11 protein-coding genes are annotated in these 15,212 nt (G+C 60.2%); 3 read left to right on the top strand and 8 right to left on the bottom strand.

What is annotated here, in order from left to right; genetic code table 11:
• Nucleotides 1-82 precede the first annotated feature (82 nt).
• Nucleotides 83-2,494: a penicillin acylase family protein gene (locus VLA07_RS11010; RefSeq protein WP_333989232.1), complete on the top strand. Its 2,412-nt coding sequence runs from the start codon at nt 83-85 to the stop codon at nt 2,492-2,494.
• Nucleotides 2,495-2,608: 114 nt separating this feature from the next.
• Here VLA07_RS11010 and VLA07_RS11005 read toward each other — a convergent pair whose 3' ends face one another.
• Nucleotides 2,609-3,574: a GlxA family transcriptional regulator gene (locus VLA07_RS11005; RefSeq protein ID WP_247267255.1), complete on the bottom strand. Its 966-nt coding sequence runs from the start codon at nt 3,572-3,574 to the stop codon at nt 2,609-2,611.
• A 315-nt stretch (nt 3,575-3,889) separates the two neighbouring features.
• On the opposite strand from VLA07_RS11005, the gene VLA07_RS11000 reads away from it, so the two are divergent.
• Nucleotides 3,890-4,531 (top strand): HD domain-containing protein, encoded by a 642-nt coding sequence (locus VLA07_RS11000; protein ID WP_333989231.1) that lies wholly within the window; start codon nt 3,890-3,892, stop codon nt 4,529-4,531.
• A 190-nt stretch (nt 4,532-4,721) separates the two neighbouring features.
• On the opposite strand, the gene VLA07_RS10995 is transcribed toward VLA07_RS11000, so the two are convergent.
• From VLA07_RS10995 to VLA07_RS10965, 7 genes are all read right to left on the bottom strand, one after another.
• Complete coding sequence (locus VLA07_RS10995; RefSeq protein WP_007968003.1) at nt 4,722-5,612, bottom strand: ABC transporter permease subunit; 891 nt, start codon at nt 5,610-5,612, stop codon at nt 4,722-4,724.
• Entirely contained in the window at nt 5,609-6,490 is an 882-nt protein-coding gene (locus tag VLA07_RS10990; RefSeq protein WP_171061891.1) for an ABC transporter permease subunit, read from the bottom strand. Before VLA07_RS10990 ends, VLA07_RS10995 begins: the two co-directional genes overlap by 4 nt.
• A 35-nt stretch (nt 6,491-6,525) precedes the next feature.
• Entirely contained in the window at nt 6,526-7,668 is a 1,143-nt protein-coding gene (locus VLA07_RS10985; protein WP_003229245.1) for an ABC transporter ATP-binding protein, read from the bottom strand.
• Nucleotides 7,669-7,735: 67 nt separating this feature from the next.
• A complete protein-coding gene (locus VLA07_RS10980) occupies nt 7,736-8,833 on the bottom strand; it encodes a polyamine ABC transporter substrate-binding protein (protein ID WP_047596655.1) in 1,098 nt (365 codons plus the stop codon).
• Nucleotides 8,834-9,020: 187 nt separating this feature from the next.
• The gene (locus tag VLA07_RS10975) at nt 9,021-10,130 is read right to left on the bottom strand and encodes a polyamine ABC transporter substrate-binding protein (RefSeq protein ID WP_027610515.1); all 1,110 of its coding nucleotides are present in this window, start codon (nt 10,128-10,130) and stop codon (nt 9,021-9,023) included.
• Between the two features lie 171 nt (nt 10,131-10,301).
• Entirely contained in the window at nt 10,302-11,666 is a 1,365-nt protein-coding gene (locus VLA07_RS10970) for an aspartate aminotransferase family protein (protein WP_333989230.1), read from the bottom strand.
• 56 nt (nt 11,667-11,722) lie between these two features.
• Nucleotides 11,723-13,081 carry a glutamine synthetase family protein gene (locus tag VLA07_RS10965; protein ID WP_003229252.1) on the bottom strand — a complete coding sequence of 453 codons (1,359 nt, stop codon included), beginning with the start codon at nt 13,079-13,081 and terminating at the stop codon, nt 11,723-11,725.
• 730 nt (nt 13,082-13,811) lie between these two features.
• Between VLA07_RS10965 and VLA07_RS10960 the strand changes: the two genes are divergently transcribed.
• Nucleotides 13,812-15,188, top strand: coding sequence for a glutamine synthetase family protein (locus tag VLA07_RS10960; RefSeq protein ID WP_003229254.1), 1,377 nt, complete (start codon nt 13,812-13,814; stop codon nt 15,186-15,188).
• Nucleotides 15,189-15,212: the final 24 nt, after the last annotated feature.

The raw sequence follows: 15,212 nt of genomic DNA, 5'->3' as shown, positions 1-15,212 counted from the left end.
GACAGCGATGCACGGCACGGAAGGTCTGTGCTAATTGTTTGCAGCCCGACGGGCGGCAATCCCGCATGCACAAGGAGTCACCATGAAACGCGTTTTCACCGTTCTTGCCTTGCTCATCGTTGTCCTGCTCGCCAGTGTCGGCGGGTACGTCTATAGCAAGCAACCGACGCGTCAGGGCCAGGTGGAGCTGCGCAATCTGCAGGGTTCGGTGACCGTGCGTTACGACGAACGCGGGGTGCCGCATATTCGTGCCGAGAACGAAATCGATCTGTATCGCGCCCTCGGCTACGTGCATGCCCAGGACCGACTGTTCCAGATGGAAGCCATGCGCCGCCTCGCTCGTGGCGAACTGGCCGAAGTGCTCGGGCCGAAGCTGCTCGACACCGACAAACTGTTCCGCAGCCTGCGCATCCGCGAACGCGCCGCCAGTTACGTCGCCAGCCTCGACAAGCAGTCACCGGCGTGGAAGGCCCTGCAAGCCTATCTGGACGGCATCAACCAATATCAGGACAGCCACGCCGCGCCGATCGAGTTCGACGTGCTGGGCATCCCCAAGCGGCCGTTCACCGCCGAAGACAGCATCAGCGTCGCCGGTTACATGGCCTACAGCTTTGCCGCGGCGTTTCGCACCGAGCCACTGCTGACCTACGTGCGCGATCAACTCGGCGCCGATTACCTCAACGTCTTCGACCTCGACTGGCAGCCCAAAGGCGTGCTCGCCAAAGGTCACGCCAACAAGACTCCGACCCTCGCCGCCGGTGACTGGAAAGACCTCAACGCCCTCGCCCGCCTCAGCGAGCAGGCGCTGATTGAAAACGGCCTGCCGCAATTCGAAGGCAGCAATGCCTGGGTGATCGCCGGCAGCCGCAGCCAAAGCGGTAAACCGCTGCTGGCCGGTGACCCGCACATTCGCTTCTCGGTGCCGTCGGTGTGGTACGAGGCGCAACTGTCGGCACCGGGCTTTGAGCTCTACGGCCATCATCAGGCGCTGGTGCCGTTCGCATTCCTGGGGCACAACCTGGATTTCGGCTGGAGCCTGACCATGTTCCAGAACGACGATCTGGATCTGATCGCCGAGAAGGTCAACCCGGACAACCCGAATCAGGTCTGGTACCACGGCCAGTGGACCGATCTGGTCAGCAGCGAGCAGCAGATCGCGGTGAAGGGCCAGGCGCCGGTGATGCTGACCTTGCGTCAGTCGCCCCACGGCCCGATCGTCAACGACGCCCTCGGCACTGCCGCCGGTAAAACGCCGATCGCCATGTGGTGGGCGTTCCTCGAAACGCCGAATCCGATACTCGAAGGCTTCTACCAGCTCAACCGCGCCGACACCCTGGCCAAGGCCCGCGCCGCCGCGACCAAGGTGCAGGCACCAGGGCTGAACATCGTCTACGCCAACGCCAAGGGTGACATTGCCTGGTGGGCCTCGGCGCTGTTGCCGAAACGCCCGGCCGGGGTGAAGCCGGAGTTCATTCTCGACGGCAGCAGCAATCAGGCAGACAAGGACGGCTACTACCCGTTCAGCGCCAACCCGCAGGAAGAAAACCCGGCGCGCGGCTACATCGTCTCGGCCAACTTCCAGCCGCTGTCGCCGACCGGGATGGAGATTCCCGGTTACTACAACCTCGCCGATCGCGGCCAGCAGCTCAACCGCCAGCTCAGCGACAAGAATCTGAAGTGGAGCAACGAGGCCAACCAGAAGCTGCAACTGGGCACCACCACCGCCTACGGCCCGCGCACCCTGGCGCCGTTGCTGCCGGTGTTGCGTGAAGTGGTGAGTGATCCGGCGCAACTGAAACTGGTCGAGCAACTGGCGCAGTGGCAAGGCGACTATCCGCTGGATTCGGTCAACGCCACAGTGTTCAACCAGTTCCTCTACGACCTCGCCGATGCGGCAATGCGCGATGAGCTGGGCAACGACTTCTTCGAGACCCTGCTGTCGACCCGGGTGATCGATGCCGCCCTGCCGCGCCTGGCGGCGAATGCGGACTCGCCGTGGTGGGACAACCGCAACACACCGGACAAGGAGACTCGCGCCGACATCGTCAAAGCGGCGTGGCAGGCGAGCATGACGCACCTGAAACAGACCCTCGGCGACAATCCGTCCGACTGGCAATGGGGCACGGCGCACACCCTGACCCACGGTCATCCGCTGGGTCAGCAGAAGCCGCTGGACCGCATCGTCAATGTCGGGCCGTTCGCTGCGCCCGGCAGTCATGAAGTGCCGAACAATCTCTCGGCCAAGCTCGGCCCGGCGCCGTGGCCGGTGACCTATGGGCCTTCGACGCGGCGCCTGGTGGATTTCGCCGACCCGGCGCACAGCCTGACCATCAACCCGGTCGGCCAGAGCGGCGTGCCGTTCGACAGCCACTATGACGATCAGGCCGAAGAGTACGTCGAGGGGATGTATGTGCAGGCGCACTTCAGCGAGGAAGAGGTGACGGCCAATACTCGCAGTACGTTGAAGCTGTTGCCGGCGCGGGCTGCCCAATAGTTCTCGGTTAGCCGGACGGGCCCCATCGCGAGCAGGCTCACTCTTACAGGGGAACGCATTCCAATTGTAGGAGTGAGCCTGCTCGCGATGGGGCCCGCCAACTCAACACATCTCTCAGAGCATCAACGCAAAATTCAGCCGAAACTGCTGCGGCGTCACCCCCAACCGCCGATTGAACACACTGCGCATGTGCTGCGCATCGCGAAACCCGCATTGATAGGCCACGGTCTTCAGCGGTGCCGTGGTGCTTTCCAGCAGCACCCGCGCCGCATCCACTCGCGCACTTTCGACGAACTCTGCCGGTGTGACCCTGGCCTCGCGGGCGAACACCCGGGAGAAGTTGCGCGCACTCATGTTCGCCGCGTTCGCAAGATCGGCAATCGTCAAATCCCCGGTGAGGTTGGCCAGCACATACAACTGCACCATCGCCACCGCCGACGTCGGCTCCGCATGCGGCGTGAGGAACGGACTGAACTGCGATTGCCCGCCCGAGCGCTGAGTGAACACCACCAGCCGCTTGGCCACGCTCAGCGCCACTTCAGCGCCGCAATCACGGGCCAGCAGGTACAGCGACAGATCGATCCCGGCGGTGACCCCGGCCGAGGTGTAGAGCGCACCGTCCTCGACGTACAGGCGATCGGCCTCGACTTGAGTCGATGGACACAACTGTGCCAAGGCTTCGGCATCGTTCCAGTGGGTGGTCACGGTGCGCCCGTCGAGCAACCCCGCCCGCGCCAGCATGAACGCGCCGTTGCAGATCGAGCCAAAGCGCCGCGCACGCGCGCAGGCCTCGCGCAGCCAGGTGTCGAATGGCTTGCCGAAATCCATGAACGGCAACTGCGGGCCGCCAGCGACGAGCAACAAGTCATAAGCATCCTGCGCTTCGCTGAAGTACCGATGGGCGCTGAGATTCAAACCGTTGGAACAAGCCATCGGCCCGCGTTCGAGGCCGATCACCTCCAGTTGATAGTGATCATCAGGCGGCAAAAAACGATTGGCCTCGGCGAACACATCCATCGGCCCGCTGACATCCAGCGCCTGCACGCCGGGAAATATCACGATGGCGATGGTTTTGTTCATAAGCCTCCAATGTCCTCAATGCCCTGGCAAACACAAATCCCTGTGGGAGCGGGCTTGCTCGCGAAAGGGCCCTTACATTCAACTTATCTGTTGAATGACACACCGCTTTCGCGAGCAAGCCCGCTCCCACATGGGCCGTGCCTGCCTTGTTGATTGAGCCAACCCTAGCCAATCCAGGTTCAACAAGCGAGGTTGGCACGATTTGCAGGTTGATTGGCAAGGATCGCAGCCATGCGTTGATTGTCCGTTTAGTGCCTTGGGGAACAGACTTCGTCCATCAGCGCCACGACGGCGTTTTCGACGAGGAAACACCTTATGAGCACGACCATTGCCGGCATCAAGATCCCCGACAGCGCCCTCGCCCGGGCCACCACCGAATACATTCGCGACATCGAAACCGACCTGCTCTACCACCACTCGCGCCGGGTATTTCTGTTCGGTGCGTTGAGCGGCGAGCGCCAACAACTGACCTACAACCCGGAGCTGCTGTATGTCGGCGCGATGTTCCACGACCTTGGTCTGGTCGAGGGCTATCGCAGTGCCGACGAGCGTTTCGAAGTGGATGGCGCCAACGCGGCAGCGGCGTTTCTCAAGCCGTACGGTCTGAGCGATGACGACATCGAACAGGTCTGGCTGTCGATTGCCCTGCACACCACGCCGGGCGTGCCCAAACATCTGCGGCCGACCGTCGCGCTGGTCACCGCCGGGGTCGAGATGGACGTGTTGGGCATGGATTACGCGGCGTTCAGCAGCACCCAGCGCGAGGCGGTGGTGCATGCGCATCCACGCGGGGAAGGTTTCAAGGAGTGCATCATCTGCGCGTTTGCCGACGGCTTGCGCCATCGTCCGCAGACCACGTTCGGCAACGTGAAGACCGATGTGCTGGTGGATCAGGAGCCGGGGTTCAAGTCGATGAACTTTGTTGAGGTCATCCGCCAATCTCCCTGGACTGCATAAAACCGACTGTGGGGGTGTGCCCTGTGGTGAGGGGATTTATCCCCGATGGACTGCGTAGCAGTCCCTTTCTTTTTGAATCAAGAGAGGGGGCCGCTTCGCAACCCATCGGGGATAAATCCCCTCGCCACAAAAGCCCGCTCCCACAGTGGATTTGGGTTGGCCTTGATAAAGGGGCCAACCCGAGTTTGCTTTAAGCCGCTTCCGGTGCAGGCGCGCGGCGCACGTCCGGTTGCTTCCACGAATCGGCGGCGCCTTCTTCGATGGCTTGCTGGATGGCTTTCTTGCGCGCTTCTTCGGCACGGCGGCTGAAGAACCACACCAGGAACGTCACGATCGACACCGCCAGCAGAATCAGACTGGCCACGGCGTTGATCTCAGGCTTCACGCCCAGACGCACCGCCGAGAACACTTCCATCGGCAGCGTGGTCGAACCCGGGCCGGAAACGAAGCTCGCCAGTACCAGATCGTCCAGCGACAGAGCGAACGACATCATGCCGCCCGCTGCCAGCGACGGCGCGATCATCGGGATGGTGATCAGGAAGAACACCTTCCAAGGCCGTGCACCGAGGTCCATCGCCGCCTCTTCAATCGACAGGTCCAGCTCACGCAGACGCGCCGACACCACCACCGCCACATACGCCGCACAGAACGTCGTGTGGGCGATCCAGATGGTGACGATGCCACGTTCCTGCGGCCAGCCGATCATCTGCGCCATGGCTACGAACAGCAGCAACAGCGACAGACCGGTGATCACTTCCGGCATTACCAACGGCGCCGTCACCAGGCCACCAAACAGCGTGCGGCCCTTGAAGTGGGTAATGCGGGTCAGCACGAACGCTGCCAGCGTACCCAGCGCCACCGCCGCAACCGCGGTATAGCAGGCGATTTCCAGCGAGCGCACCACCGAGCCCATCAGTTGGGTGTTGTCGAGCAGGCCGACGTACCACTTGATCGACCAGCCGCCCCACACGGTCACCAGTTTCGAGGCGTTGAACGAGTAGATCACCAGGATCAGCATCGGCAGGTAGATGAACAACAGACCCAGTACCAGCATCAGGCTGGAGAAACGGATGCGTTTCATTCTTTGCCCTCCATTTCCTTGGCCTGACTGCGGTTGAACAAGATGATCGGCACAATCAGGATCGCCAGCATCACCACCGCCAGGGCGGACGCCACCGGCCAGTCACGGTTGTTGAAGAACTCTTGCCAGAGCACTTTACCGATCATCAGGGTTTCCGGGCCGCCGAGCAGTTCCGGGATCACGAACTCGCCAACCACCGGGATGAACACCAGCATGCAGCCGGCAATGATCCCGTTCTTGGACAGTGGAATGGTGATTTTCCAGAAGCTGTTGAAAGTGCTCGAACCAAGGTCGGAAGCCGCTTCCAGAAGGCTCTGATCGTGCTTCACCAGGTTGGCGTACAGCGGCAGGATCATGAACGGCAGGTACGAGTAAACCACGCCGATGTACACCGCGAGGTTGGTATTGAGGATCTGCAGCGGCTCGTCGATAAAGCCCATGCTCATCAGGAAACCGTTGAGCAGGCCATTGTTACTGAGAATGCCCATCCACGCGTAAACGCGGATCAGGATCGCGGTCCAGGTCGGCATCATGATCAGCAACACCAGCACTGTCTGCAGCTCTTTACGGGCGCTGGCGATGGCGTAGGCCATCGGGTAGCCGATCAGCAGGCACAGCAGCGTGCTGAAGAACGCCATCTTCAGCGAGCCCAGGTAGGCGGCGATGTACAACTCGTCGTCGCCCAGCATCGCGTAGTTGCCCAGGTTCAGCAGCAGTTGCAGCTTCTGCTCGGCGAAGGTGTAGATCTCGGTGTACGGCGGGATGGCCACGTCGGCTTCAGCGAAGCTGATCTTCAGGACGATGAAGAACGGCAGCATGAAGAACAGAAACAGCCAGATGAACGGAACCCCGATGACCAGTTGCCGGCCATTGGGAATTATTCGGTTGAGCCGTCGTTTGAACTTGCGCATGTTCATGAGCGAAGTACCACGCCGCTGTCGTCTTCCCACCACACGTAAACCTGATCGCCCCAGGTCGGACGCTGGCCGCGGCGTTCGGCGTTGGCAACGAACGATTGCACCAGCTTGCCGCTCGGCAATTCGACGTAGAACACCGAGTGACCGCCGAGGTAGGCGATGTCATGCACCTTGCCGCTCGACCAGTTGTATTCGCAGGTCGGCATTTCGGCGGTGACCAGCAGCTTCTCCGGACGAATCGCGTAGGTCACCGATTTGTCCTGCACCGAAGTGCTGATGCCGTGGCCGACGTAGATCTGCCGGTCGAGGTCTTTGCAAGTGATGGTCGCGTGGCCTTCGGCGTCGTCGATCACTTCGCCTTCGAAGATGTTCACGTTGCCGATGAATTCGCAGACCAGACGGCTGGTCGGGGTTTCGTAGATGTCGATCGGGCTGCCGATCTGGGCAATCCAGCCCAGGTGCATGATCGCGATGCGCTCGGCCATGGTCATGGCCTCTTCCTGGTCGTGGGTCACCATCACGCAGGTCACGCCCACGCGCTCGATGATCTCTACCAGCTCCAGTTGCATCTGCGAACGCAGTTTCTTGTCCAGTGCGCCCATCGGCTCGTCGAGCAGCAGCAGTTTCGGCCGCTTGGCCAGCGAGCGCGCCAGTGCCACACGCTGACGCTGACCGCCGGACAGTTGATGCGGCTTGCGCTTGGCGTACTGGCTCATCTGCACCAGCTTGAGCATCTCGGCCACGCGCGCATCGATCTCGGCGTTGGGGATCTTGTCCTGCTTGAGGCCGAAGGCGATGTTCTGCGCCACGGTCATGTGCGGGAACAAGGCATACGACTGGAACATCATGTTGATCGGTCGCTCGTACGGCGGCATGTCGGTGATGTCGACGCCGTCGAGGAAAATGCGCCCCTCCGTGGGCCGTTCGAAACCTGCCAGCATCCGCAGCAGCGTGGATTTGCCCGATCCCGAGCCGCCGAGCAGGGCGAAGATCTCGCCTTTCTTGATTTCCAGGGACACATCGTCCACGGCAATCGTCTCGTCGAACTTCTTCGTGACCCGGTCGATTTTGACCAACACCTGCTTAGGTGTCTGGTCGCCCTCGAGGGCTTTCTTATAGGCGCCGGAGGCAACTGCCATTTACGAAACTCCCAGAAAAAAACAGTGCAGTTCGCCCCATGCGGACGAACCCAGGATAGTTTGTGCCTTACTTGCCCGACTTGACCTTGGTCCAGCTACGGGTCATCAAACGCTGAATATTGGGTGGCAACTCGACCGACACGTAAGTCTTGTCGAGGACTGCTTGCGGTGGATAAACCGCTTCGTCGGTGCGGATGGACTGTTCCATCAGCTTGTCCGACCCCGGGTTGGGGTTGGCGTAACCGACGTAATCACTGACCTGGGCGATCACCTCAGGTTTCAGCAAATAGTTGATGAAGGCGTGGGCCTCTTTGACGTTGGACGAGTCCTTTGGAATCGCCAGCATGTCGAACCACAGCGCGCCGCCTTCTTTCGGAATCGAGTAGGCGATGTTCACACCCTTCTTGGCTTCTTCGGCACGGTGCTTGGCCTGGAAGATATCGCCGGAGAAACCGATGGCCACGCAGATGTCGCCGTTGGCCAGATCACCGATGTATTTCGACGAGTGGAAGTAGGTCACGTAGGGACGCACGGCCAGCAGTTTGTCGGTGGCCTTGGCGTAGTCTTTCGGATTGGTGCTGTTGGCGTTCAGGCCCATGTAGTTGAGCACGGTCGGCATCATTTCATCGGCCGAGTCGAGGAACGCTACGCCACAACTGTGCAGCTTCTTGATGTTCTCCGGTTCGAACAGCACGCTCCAGGAGTCGATCTTGTCGATGCCGAGCACCGCTTTGACTTTCTCGACGTTGTAGCCGATGCCGTTGGTGCCCCACAGGTACGGCACGGCGTACTGGTTGCCCGGGTCGTTCTGCTCCAGGCGCTTGAGCAGCACCGGATCGAGATTCGAGTAGTTCGGCAACTGCGACCTGTCGAGCTTCTGGAACGCGCCCGCCTTGATCTGCTTGCCGAGGAAATGGTTCGACGGCACGACCACGTCGTAACCGGTACGCCCGGCCAGAAGCTTGCCTTCCAGGGTCTCGTTGGAATCGAACACGTCGTACACCGGTTTGATCCCGGTGGCTTTCTCGAAGTCGGCCAGGGTGGTCTCGCCGATGTAATCCGACCAGTTATAAATATGCACCGTACCGGCGGCCTGGGCTCCGACAGCGATCGTCAGGCCGGCAGTGGCCAGCAGGGCTTTGCGCAAAGAAGAAAAAATAGGCAAGTGGAGGTCCTCTAAATTAGTTGGGCCCAAGTTGCCCCGCGTTACATGACAGCCATGGCTGCCCGGCAACCAAACCGGCGCGCAACTTACCCTCGAAAAACCGTTCCTGCAAAACTTCCTGTCATTTAATTGATCCGCTGGCCGCCGTCGCGGCGACGACGGCCAGCGGTTGCTGCGTCAAACCGGCTTATTTACCGGATTTGATCTTGGTCCAGCTGCGGGTCAGTTCACGCTGGGTAGCGGCCGGCAAATCGGCGATCGCATACAGCTTGGCCTGCACGTCGGCTGGCGGGTAGATGCCTGGATCGGCGGTGATGTCCTTGTTCACGTACTGGGTCGCTTCGGCGTTACCGTTAGGGAAGCGCACAGCGTTGGTGATCTCGGCCATCACTTTCGGTTGCAGCAGGTAGTTCATGAACTTGTAGGCGCCGTCGATGTTTTCCGCATCTTTCGGAATCGCGACCATGTCATAGAAGCTGCCGGCACCTTCCTTCGGAATGGCGTAGCTGACCTTGACCTTGTCACCGGCCTCGGCGGCACGGGACTTGGCCTGCTGCACGTCACCCGAGTAGCCGACCGCTACGCAGATGTTGCCGTTGGCCAGGTCCGAGATGTACTTGGAGGAGTGGAAGTAGGTGATCGAAGGACGAATCTTGAGGAACAGTTCCTCGGCTTTCTTGATGTCTTCTTTCTTCTGGCTGTCGGTTGGCAGGCCCAGGTAGTGCAGCGCGACCGGGAGCATTTCGGTCGGCGAGTCGAGGAAGCTCACACCGCAGCTCTTGAGCTTGGCGATGTTCTCCGGCTTGAGCAGAGTGTCCCAGGAATCGATGGTGTCGACGCCCAGTGCAGCCTTGACCTTCTCCGGGTTGTAGCCGATGCCGATCGAGCCCCACATGTACGGGAAGGCGTGCTTGTTGTCCGGGTCGCTGACCGAAACGGCCTTGAGCAGCGACTTGTTCAGGTTGCCGTAGTTGGACAGCTTGGACTTGTCCAGCTCCTGATAAACGCCCGCCTTGATCTGCTTGGCCAGGAAGTTGTTCGACGGCACAACCACGTCGTAACCGGACTTGCCCGCCAGCAGCTTGGCTTCCAGGGTTTCGTTGCTGTCGAATACGTCGTAGACCACCTTGATCCCCGACTCTTTTTCGAAGTTGGCGATGGTGTCCGGAGCGATGTAGTCAGACCAGTTGTAAACGTGCAGTACCTTGTCGTCCGCGTGAACCGCACCCGCCATCATGCCCGCGACGGACAGCGCGAGAAGAGTCTTGCCAGCAAGCTTTTTACCTAATGCCTTCATGCGTCATGCTCCAAATTTTTCTTTTTTGAACCACTTTGTTCAGCGGCCGAACCCGGACAACTGGAACCGCGGCTAGTCTGGCAAGATCGGAGGCGGTCTTTCAAGAAAAGGCCAACCTTTCTGACACCTTCGAGCGAGAGCGCCGCAGCTCCCCCGCTCGAAGCCTAGCACTTAGGCCTGCAACGCACTGAGGGTCAGGTCCAGGCACTTGCGCGCCTTGGTCACCAGCTCATCGATCTCCGCCTTGCTGATCACCAGCGGCGGCGCAATGATCATGGTGTCGCCCACGGCGCGCATGATCAGGCCGTTATCGAAGCAGAACTGCCGGCAGATCATGCCCACGCCCCGACCTTCGTAACGCTTGCGAGTGGCCTTGTCCTGCACCAGCTCGATCGCCCCCAGCAGACCAACGCCGCGCACTTCGCCCACCAACGGGTGGCCGTTGAGTTCGCGCAGACGTTTCTGCAAATACGGTGCCGTTTCGTTGTGCGCGTTCTCGATAATTTTCTCGTCGCGCAGAATCCGGATGTTTTCCAGCCCCACCGCCGCCGCCACCGGGTGCCCGGAGTAGGTGAAGCCGTGGTTGAAGTCGCCGCCCTCGTTGAGCACCTTCACCACTTCATCACGAACGATCAGGCCACCCATCGGGATGTAACCGGAGGTCAGGCCTTTGGCGATGGTCATCATGTCCGGCTTCAGGTCGTAGAAATCCGAACCGAACCACTCGCCGGTACGGCCGAAACCGCAGATCACTTCGTCGGCGACGAACAGAATGTCGTACTTGGCGAGGATTTCCTTGATGCGCGGCCAGTAAGTATCTGGCGGAATGATCACGCCGCCGGCGCCCTGAATCGGCTCGGCAATGAACGCACCGACGTTGTCCACGCCGACTTCGAGAATCTTCTCTTCCAGATGATTGGCCGCCCAGATGCCGAACTCTTCCGGCGACATGTCGCCGCCCTCGGCGAACCAGTACGGCTGCGCGATATGGACGATGCCCGGAATCGGCAAGTCGCCCTGCTCGTGCATATAGGTCATGCCACCCAGGCTCGCGCCGGCCACGGTGGAACCGTGATAGCCGTTCTTGCGGCTGATGATGACTTTCTTGTTCGGCTGGCCCTTGATCGCCCAGTAATGGCGAACCATGCGCAGCATGGTGTCGTTGCCTTCGGAGCCGGAACCGGTGAAGAACACGTGGTTCATGCCTTGCGGCGCCACGTCGGCGATGGCCTTGGCCAGTTCCAGCGCCGGCGGGTGCGCGGTCTGGAAGAACAGGTTGTAGTAAGGCAGTTCGCGCATTTGTTTAGCGGCCGCGTCGGCCAGTTCATCGCGGCCATAACCGATCGCCACGCACCACAGACCCGCCATGCCATCGAGGATCTTGTTGCCCTCGCTGTCCCACAGGTACACGCCCTTGGCGTTGGTGATGATCCGTGGACCCTTCTCTTTCAGCTGCTTGAAATCGCTGAACGGGGCCAGGTGGTGATCGCTGCTCAGGGCTTGCCACTCACGGGTTTGCGGGTTGTTGCTGGTCATGCCAATTCTCCTTGTTATCGGTGAAGGCGCGGCGGCTGGCCACCGCGCCCGGCGTATCAGACGGCGAAGAGCAGGTACTCACGCTCCCAGGAACTGATCACGCGCTTGAAGTTTTCATGCTCGGCCCGCTTGACCGCGACGTAGCCGGTGATGAAGGTCTTGCCCAGGTATTTCTCGATGGTCGCGCTGTTTTCCATACGCTCCAGCGCGTCCTCGATGGTCAGCGGCAGGCGCAGGTTGCGGCGTTCATAGCCACGACCGACCACTGGCGCGCTCGGGTTGAGGCCCTCGACCATGCCGATGTAACCGCAGAGCAGGCTCGCGGCAATCGCCAGGTACGGGTTGGCGTCGGCGCCCGGCAGGCGGTTTTCCACCCGACGGTTCTGCGGGCCGGCATCCGGTACGCGCAGGCCCACGGTGCGGTTTTCTTCGCCCCACTCCACGTTCACCGGCGCCGAAGTGTCCGGCAGGAAGCGGCGGAACGAGTTGACGTTCGGTGCGAACAGCGGGAGCAATTCCGGGATCAGTTTCTGCAGACCACCGATGTGGTGCAGGAACAGCTGGCTCATGGTCCCGTCTTCATTGGAGAACACGTTCTTGCCGGTCTCGATGTCGATGATGCTCTGGTGCAAGTGCATGGCACTGCCCGGCTCGCCGGTCATCGGCTTGGCCATGAAGGTGGCGGCCACGTCATGCTTGAGCGCGGCTTCGCGCATCGTGCGTTTGAACACCAGGATCTGGTCGGCCAGCGACAGTGCATCGCCGTGACGGAAGTTGATTTCCATCTGCGCCGTGCCGTCTTCGTGGATCAGCGTGTCGAGGTCCAGCTCCTGCAGTTCGCACCAGTCGTAGACGTCTTCGAACAGCGGGTCGAATTCGTTCGCCGCTTCGATCGAGAACGACTGACGACCGATTTCCGGACGGCCCGAGCGGCCGATTGGCGGCTGCAACGGATAGTCGGGGTCGTCACTGCGCTTGGTCAGGTAGAACTCCATTTCCGGCGCCACGATTGGCTGCCAGCCCTTGTCAGAATAAAGCTTCAGGACTTTCTTGAGGACGTTGCGCGGCGACAGCTCGATCGGGTTGCCTTGCTTGTCGTAGGTGTCGTGGATCACCTGGGCGGTCGGCTCGATGGCCCATGGCACCAGGTACACCGCGTTCTGGTCGGGGCGGCAGATCATGTCGATGTCGGCCGGGTCGAGCAGTTCGTAATAGATGTCGTCTTCGACGTAGTCGCCGGTCACGGTCTGCAACAGCACGCTTTCCGGCAGGCGCATGCCCTTTTCGGCGATGAACTTGTTGGTCGGCGAGATCTTGCCCCGGGTAATACCGGTCAAGTCGCCGATCATGCATTCGACTTCTGTGATCTTGTGGTCTTTCAACCAATCGGTGAGCTGGTCGAGGTTGTTACTCATAAATGCCTCTGGGCTGAGTCTCCTGACATCGTGTCAGGCAAAGTTTGACGCCGTGGCGTCGCGTTAAAGGGGGCTTGCTTGCGCGCAGTACCGGCTTACGCCTGGCACCGCGCATAGACAATGAAAGAGGAGCTTACCTGCCCTTTACGCTGGCGTTGCATTTCCTGTGCACATTCAAGGCGTGCAGAATCATGAGCACGGCTTTGGGAGCGGCACAGGCTTTGGGACTCAAAGGGATCTATATTGGAAGAGGACGCCATAAACAGAGTGCTTTGCCGTACGTCCAGAATAACGGACGCTGGCGTTCTGGCTATTGTCGCCGAGAACATCGTCAACAGACCGCGAACCATGCTGGCTGCGCTACGGACGGATTTGTCGCCACTGATGTGATGAGCATGCAGACCGGACTGTTGCGAGCAGTCGGTGATGCCGATTAACGGCAGGCGAGACATGAAGCACCCCGGTATTATTGCTGTTATGGGTTTGGTCGGAGCTTAGCCTTGTTCATTTTTTTACACAACACCCCCGTAAAAAATACAACACGGCCTGCTCAAGCCCGCGGGTGCCAAGCGTCCCAAGGACAAAAAACTGCCCCAAAGTGCCCCATAAATGCCCTTGCAGCGCTTTTTTAGGGCAAAAAAGGCCTCGCTTGACTTCGGCAGGCCGTTCGGGTTGACTGAAACCAGAAAAGATCAATGATTGATATTTTTAACAACAAAGGTGTTGCATCATGTCGGTACCCCCGCGTGCCGTTCAGCTTAACGAAGCGAACGCGTTCCTTAAGGAACATCCTGAGGTTCTGTACGTTGACCTTCTGATTGCGGATATGAATGGTGTGGTGCGCGGCAAGCGCATCGAACGCACCAGCCTCCACAAGGTTTACGAGAAAGGCATCAACCTGCCGGCCTCCCTATTTGCTCTGGATATCAATGGCTCTACGGTGGAAAGCACCGGCCTGGGTCTGGACATCGGCGACGCCGACCGGATCTGCTATCCAATCCCCGATACCCTGTGCAACGAGCCATGGCAGAAGCGCCCTACCGCGCAACTGTTGATGACCATGCACGAACTCGAAGGCGACCCGTTCTTCGCCGATCCGCGCGAAGTGCTCCGTCAAGTTGTTGCAAAGTTTGACGAGCTGGGCTTGACCATCTGCGCAGCCTTCGAGCTGGAGTTCTACCTGATCGACCAGGAAAACGTGAACGGTCGTCCACAGCCGCCACGTTCACCGATCTCCGGCAAACGCCCACACTCGACTCAGGTCTACCTGATCGACGACCTCGACGAATACGTCGACTGCCTCCAGGACATTCTGGAAGGCGCCAAAGAGCAAGGCATCCCGGCCGACGCCATCGTCAAGGAAAGTGCCCCGGCGCAGTTCGAAGTGAACCTGCACCACGTCGCCGACCCGATCAAGGCCTGCGACTACGCGGTACTGCTCAAGCGTCTGATCAAGAACATCGCCTACGACCATGAAATGGACACCACCTTCATGGCCAAGCCGTATCCGGGCCAGGCGGGTAACGGTCTGCATGTCCACATCTCGGTGCTCGACAAAGATGGCAAGAACATCTTTGCAAGCGAGGATCCCGAGCAGAACGCCGCGCTGCGTCACGCGATCGGCGGTGTGCTCGAGACCCTGCCGGCGCAGATGGCTTTCCTCTGCCCGAACGTCAACTCGTACCGTCGCTTCGGCGCGCAGTTCTACGTGCCGAACTCGCCGTGCTGGGGCCTGGACAACCGCACCGTGGCGATCCGCGTACCAACCGGCTCTGCCGATGCCGTGCGTATCGAACACCGCGTAGCGGGCGCCGACGCCAACCCGTACCTGCTGATGGCTTCGGTCCTGGCCGGTGTGCATCACGGTCTGGTGAACAAGATCGAACCGGGCGCTCCGGTCGAAGGCAACAGCTATGAGCAGAACGAACAAAGCCTGCCGAACAACTTGCGCGATGCCCTGCGCGAGCTGGACGACAGCGAGGTGATGGCCAAGTACATCGATCCGAAATACATCGATATCTTCGTCGCCTGTAAGGAAAGCGAGCTGGAGGAGTTCGAACACTCCATCTCCGACCTTGAGTACAACTGGTATCTGCATACCGTGTAAACGGATTGCAATCAGATAAAACGC

Origin of the sequence: Pseudomonas sp. S3(2024), from assembly GCF_036861315.1 — a bacterium.
Taxonomy (GTDB): domain Bacteria; phylum Pseudomonadota; class Gammaproteobacteria; order Pseudomonadales; family Pseudomonadaceae; genus Aquipseudomonas; species Aquipseudomonas putida_A.
The sequence above is the reverse complement of the archived record's forward strand: the minus strand, read 5'-3'. Positions and strand labels throughout refer to the sequence as shown.

Bases quoted from the DNA above. Each gene is read 5' to 3' on its own strand.
- VLA07_RS11010 (WP_333989232.1), top strand. From the start codon at position 83: ATGAAACGCGTTTTCACCGTTCTTGCCTTGCTCATCGTTGTCCTGCTC.
- VLA07_RS10960 (WP_003229254.1), top strand. From the start codon at position 13,812: ATGTCGGTACCCCCGCGTGCCGTTCAGCTTAACGAAGCGAACGCGTTC.
- VLA07_RS11000 (WP_333989231.1), top strand. From the start codon at position 3,890: ATGAGCACGACCATTGCCGGCATCAAGATCCCCGACAGCGCCCTCGCC.
- VLA07_RS11005 (WP_247267255.1), bottom strand. From the start codon at position 3,574: ATGAACAAAACCATCGCCATCGTGATATTTCCCGGCGTGCAGGCGCTG.
- VLA07_RS10995 (WP_007968003.1), bottom strand. From the start codon at position 5,612: ATGAAACGCATCCGTTTCTCCAGCCTGATGCTGGTACTGGGTCTGTTG.
- VLA07_RS10970 (WP_333989230.1), bottom strand. From the start codon at position 11,666: ATGACCAGCAACAACCCGCAAACCCGTGAGTGGCAAGCCCTGAGCAGC.
- VLA07_RS10985 (WP_003229245.1), bottom strand. From the start codon at position 7,668: ATGGCAGTTGCCTCCGGCGCCTATAAGAAAGCCCTCGAGGGCGACCAG.
- VLA07_RS10965 (WP_003229252.1), bottom strand. From the start codon at position 13,081: ATGAGTAACAACCTCGACCAGCTCACCGATTGGTTGAAAGACCACAAG.
- VLA07_RS10975 (WP_027610515.1), bottom strand. From the start codon at position 10,130: ATGAAGGCATTAGGTAAAAAGCTTGCTGGCAAGACTCTTCTCGCGCTG.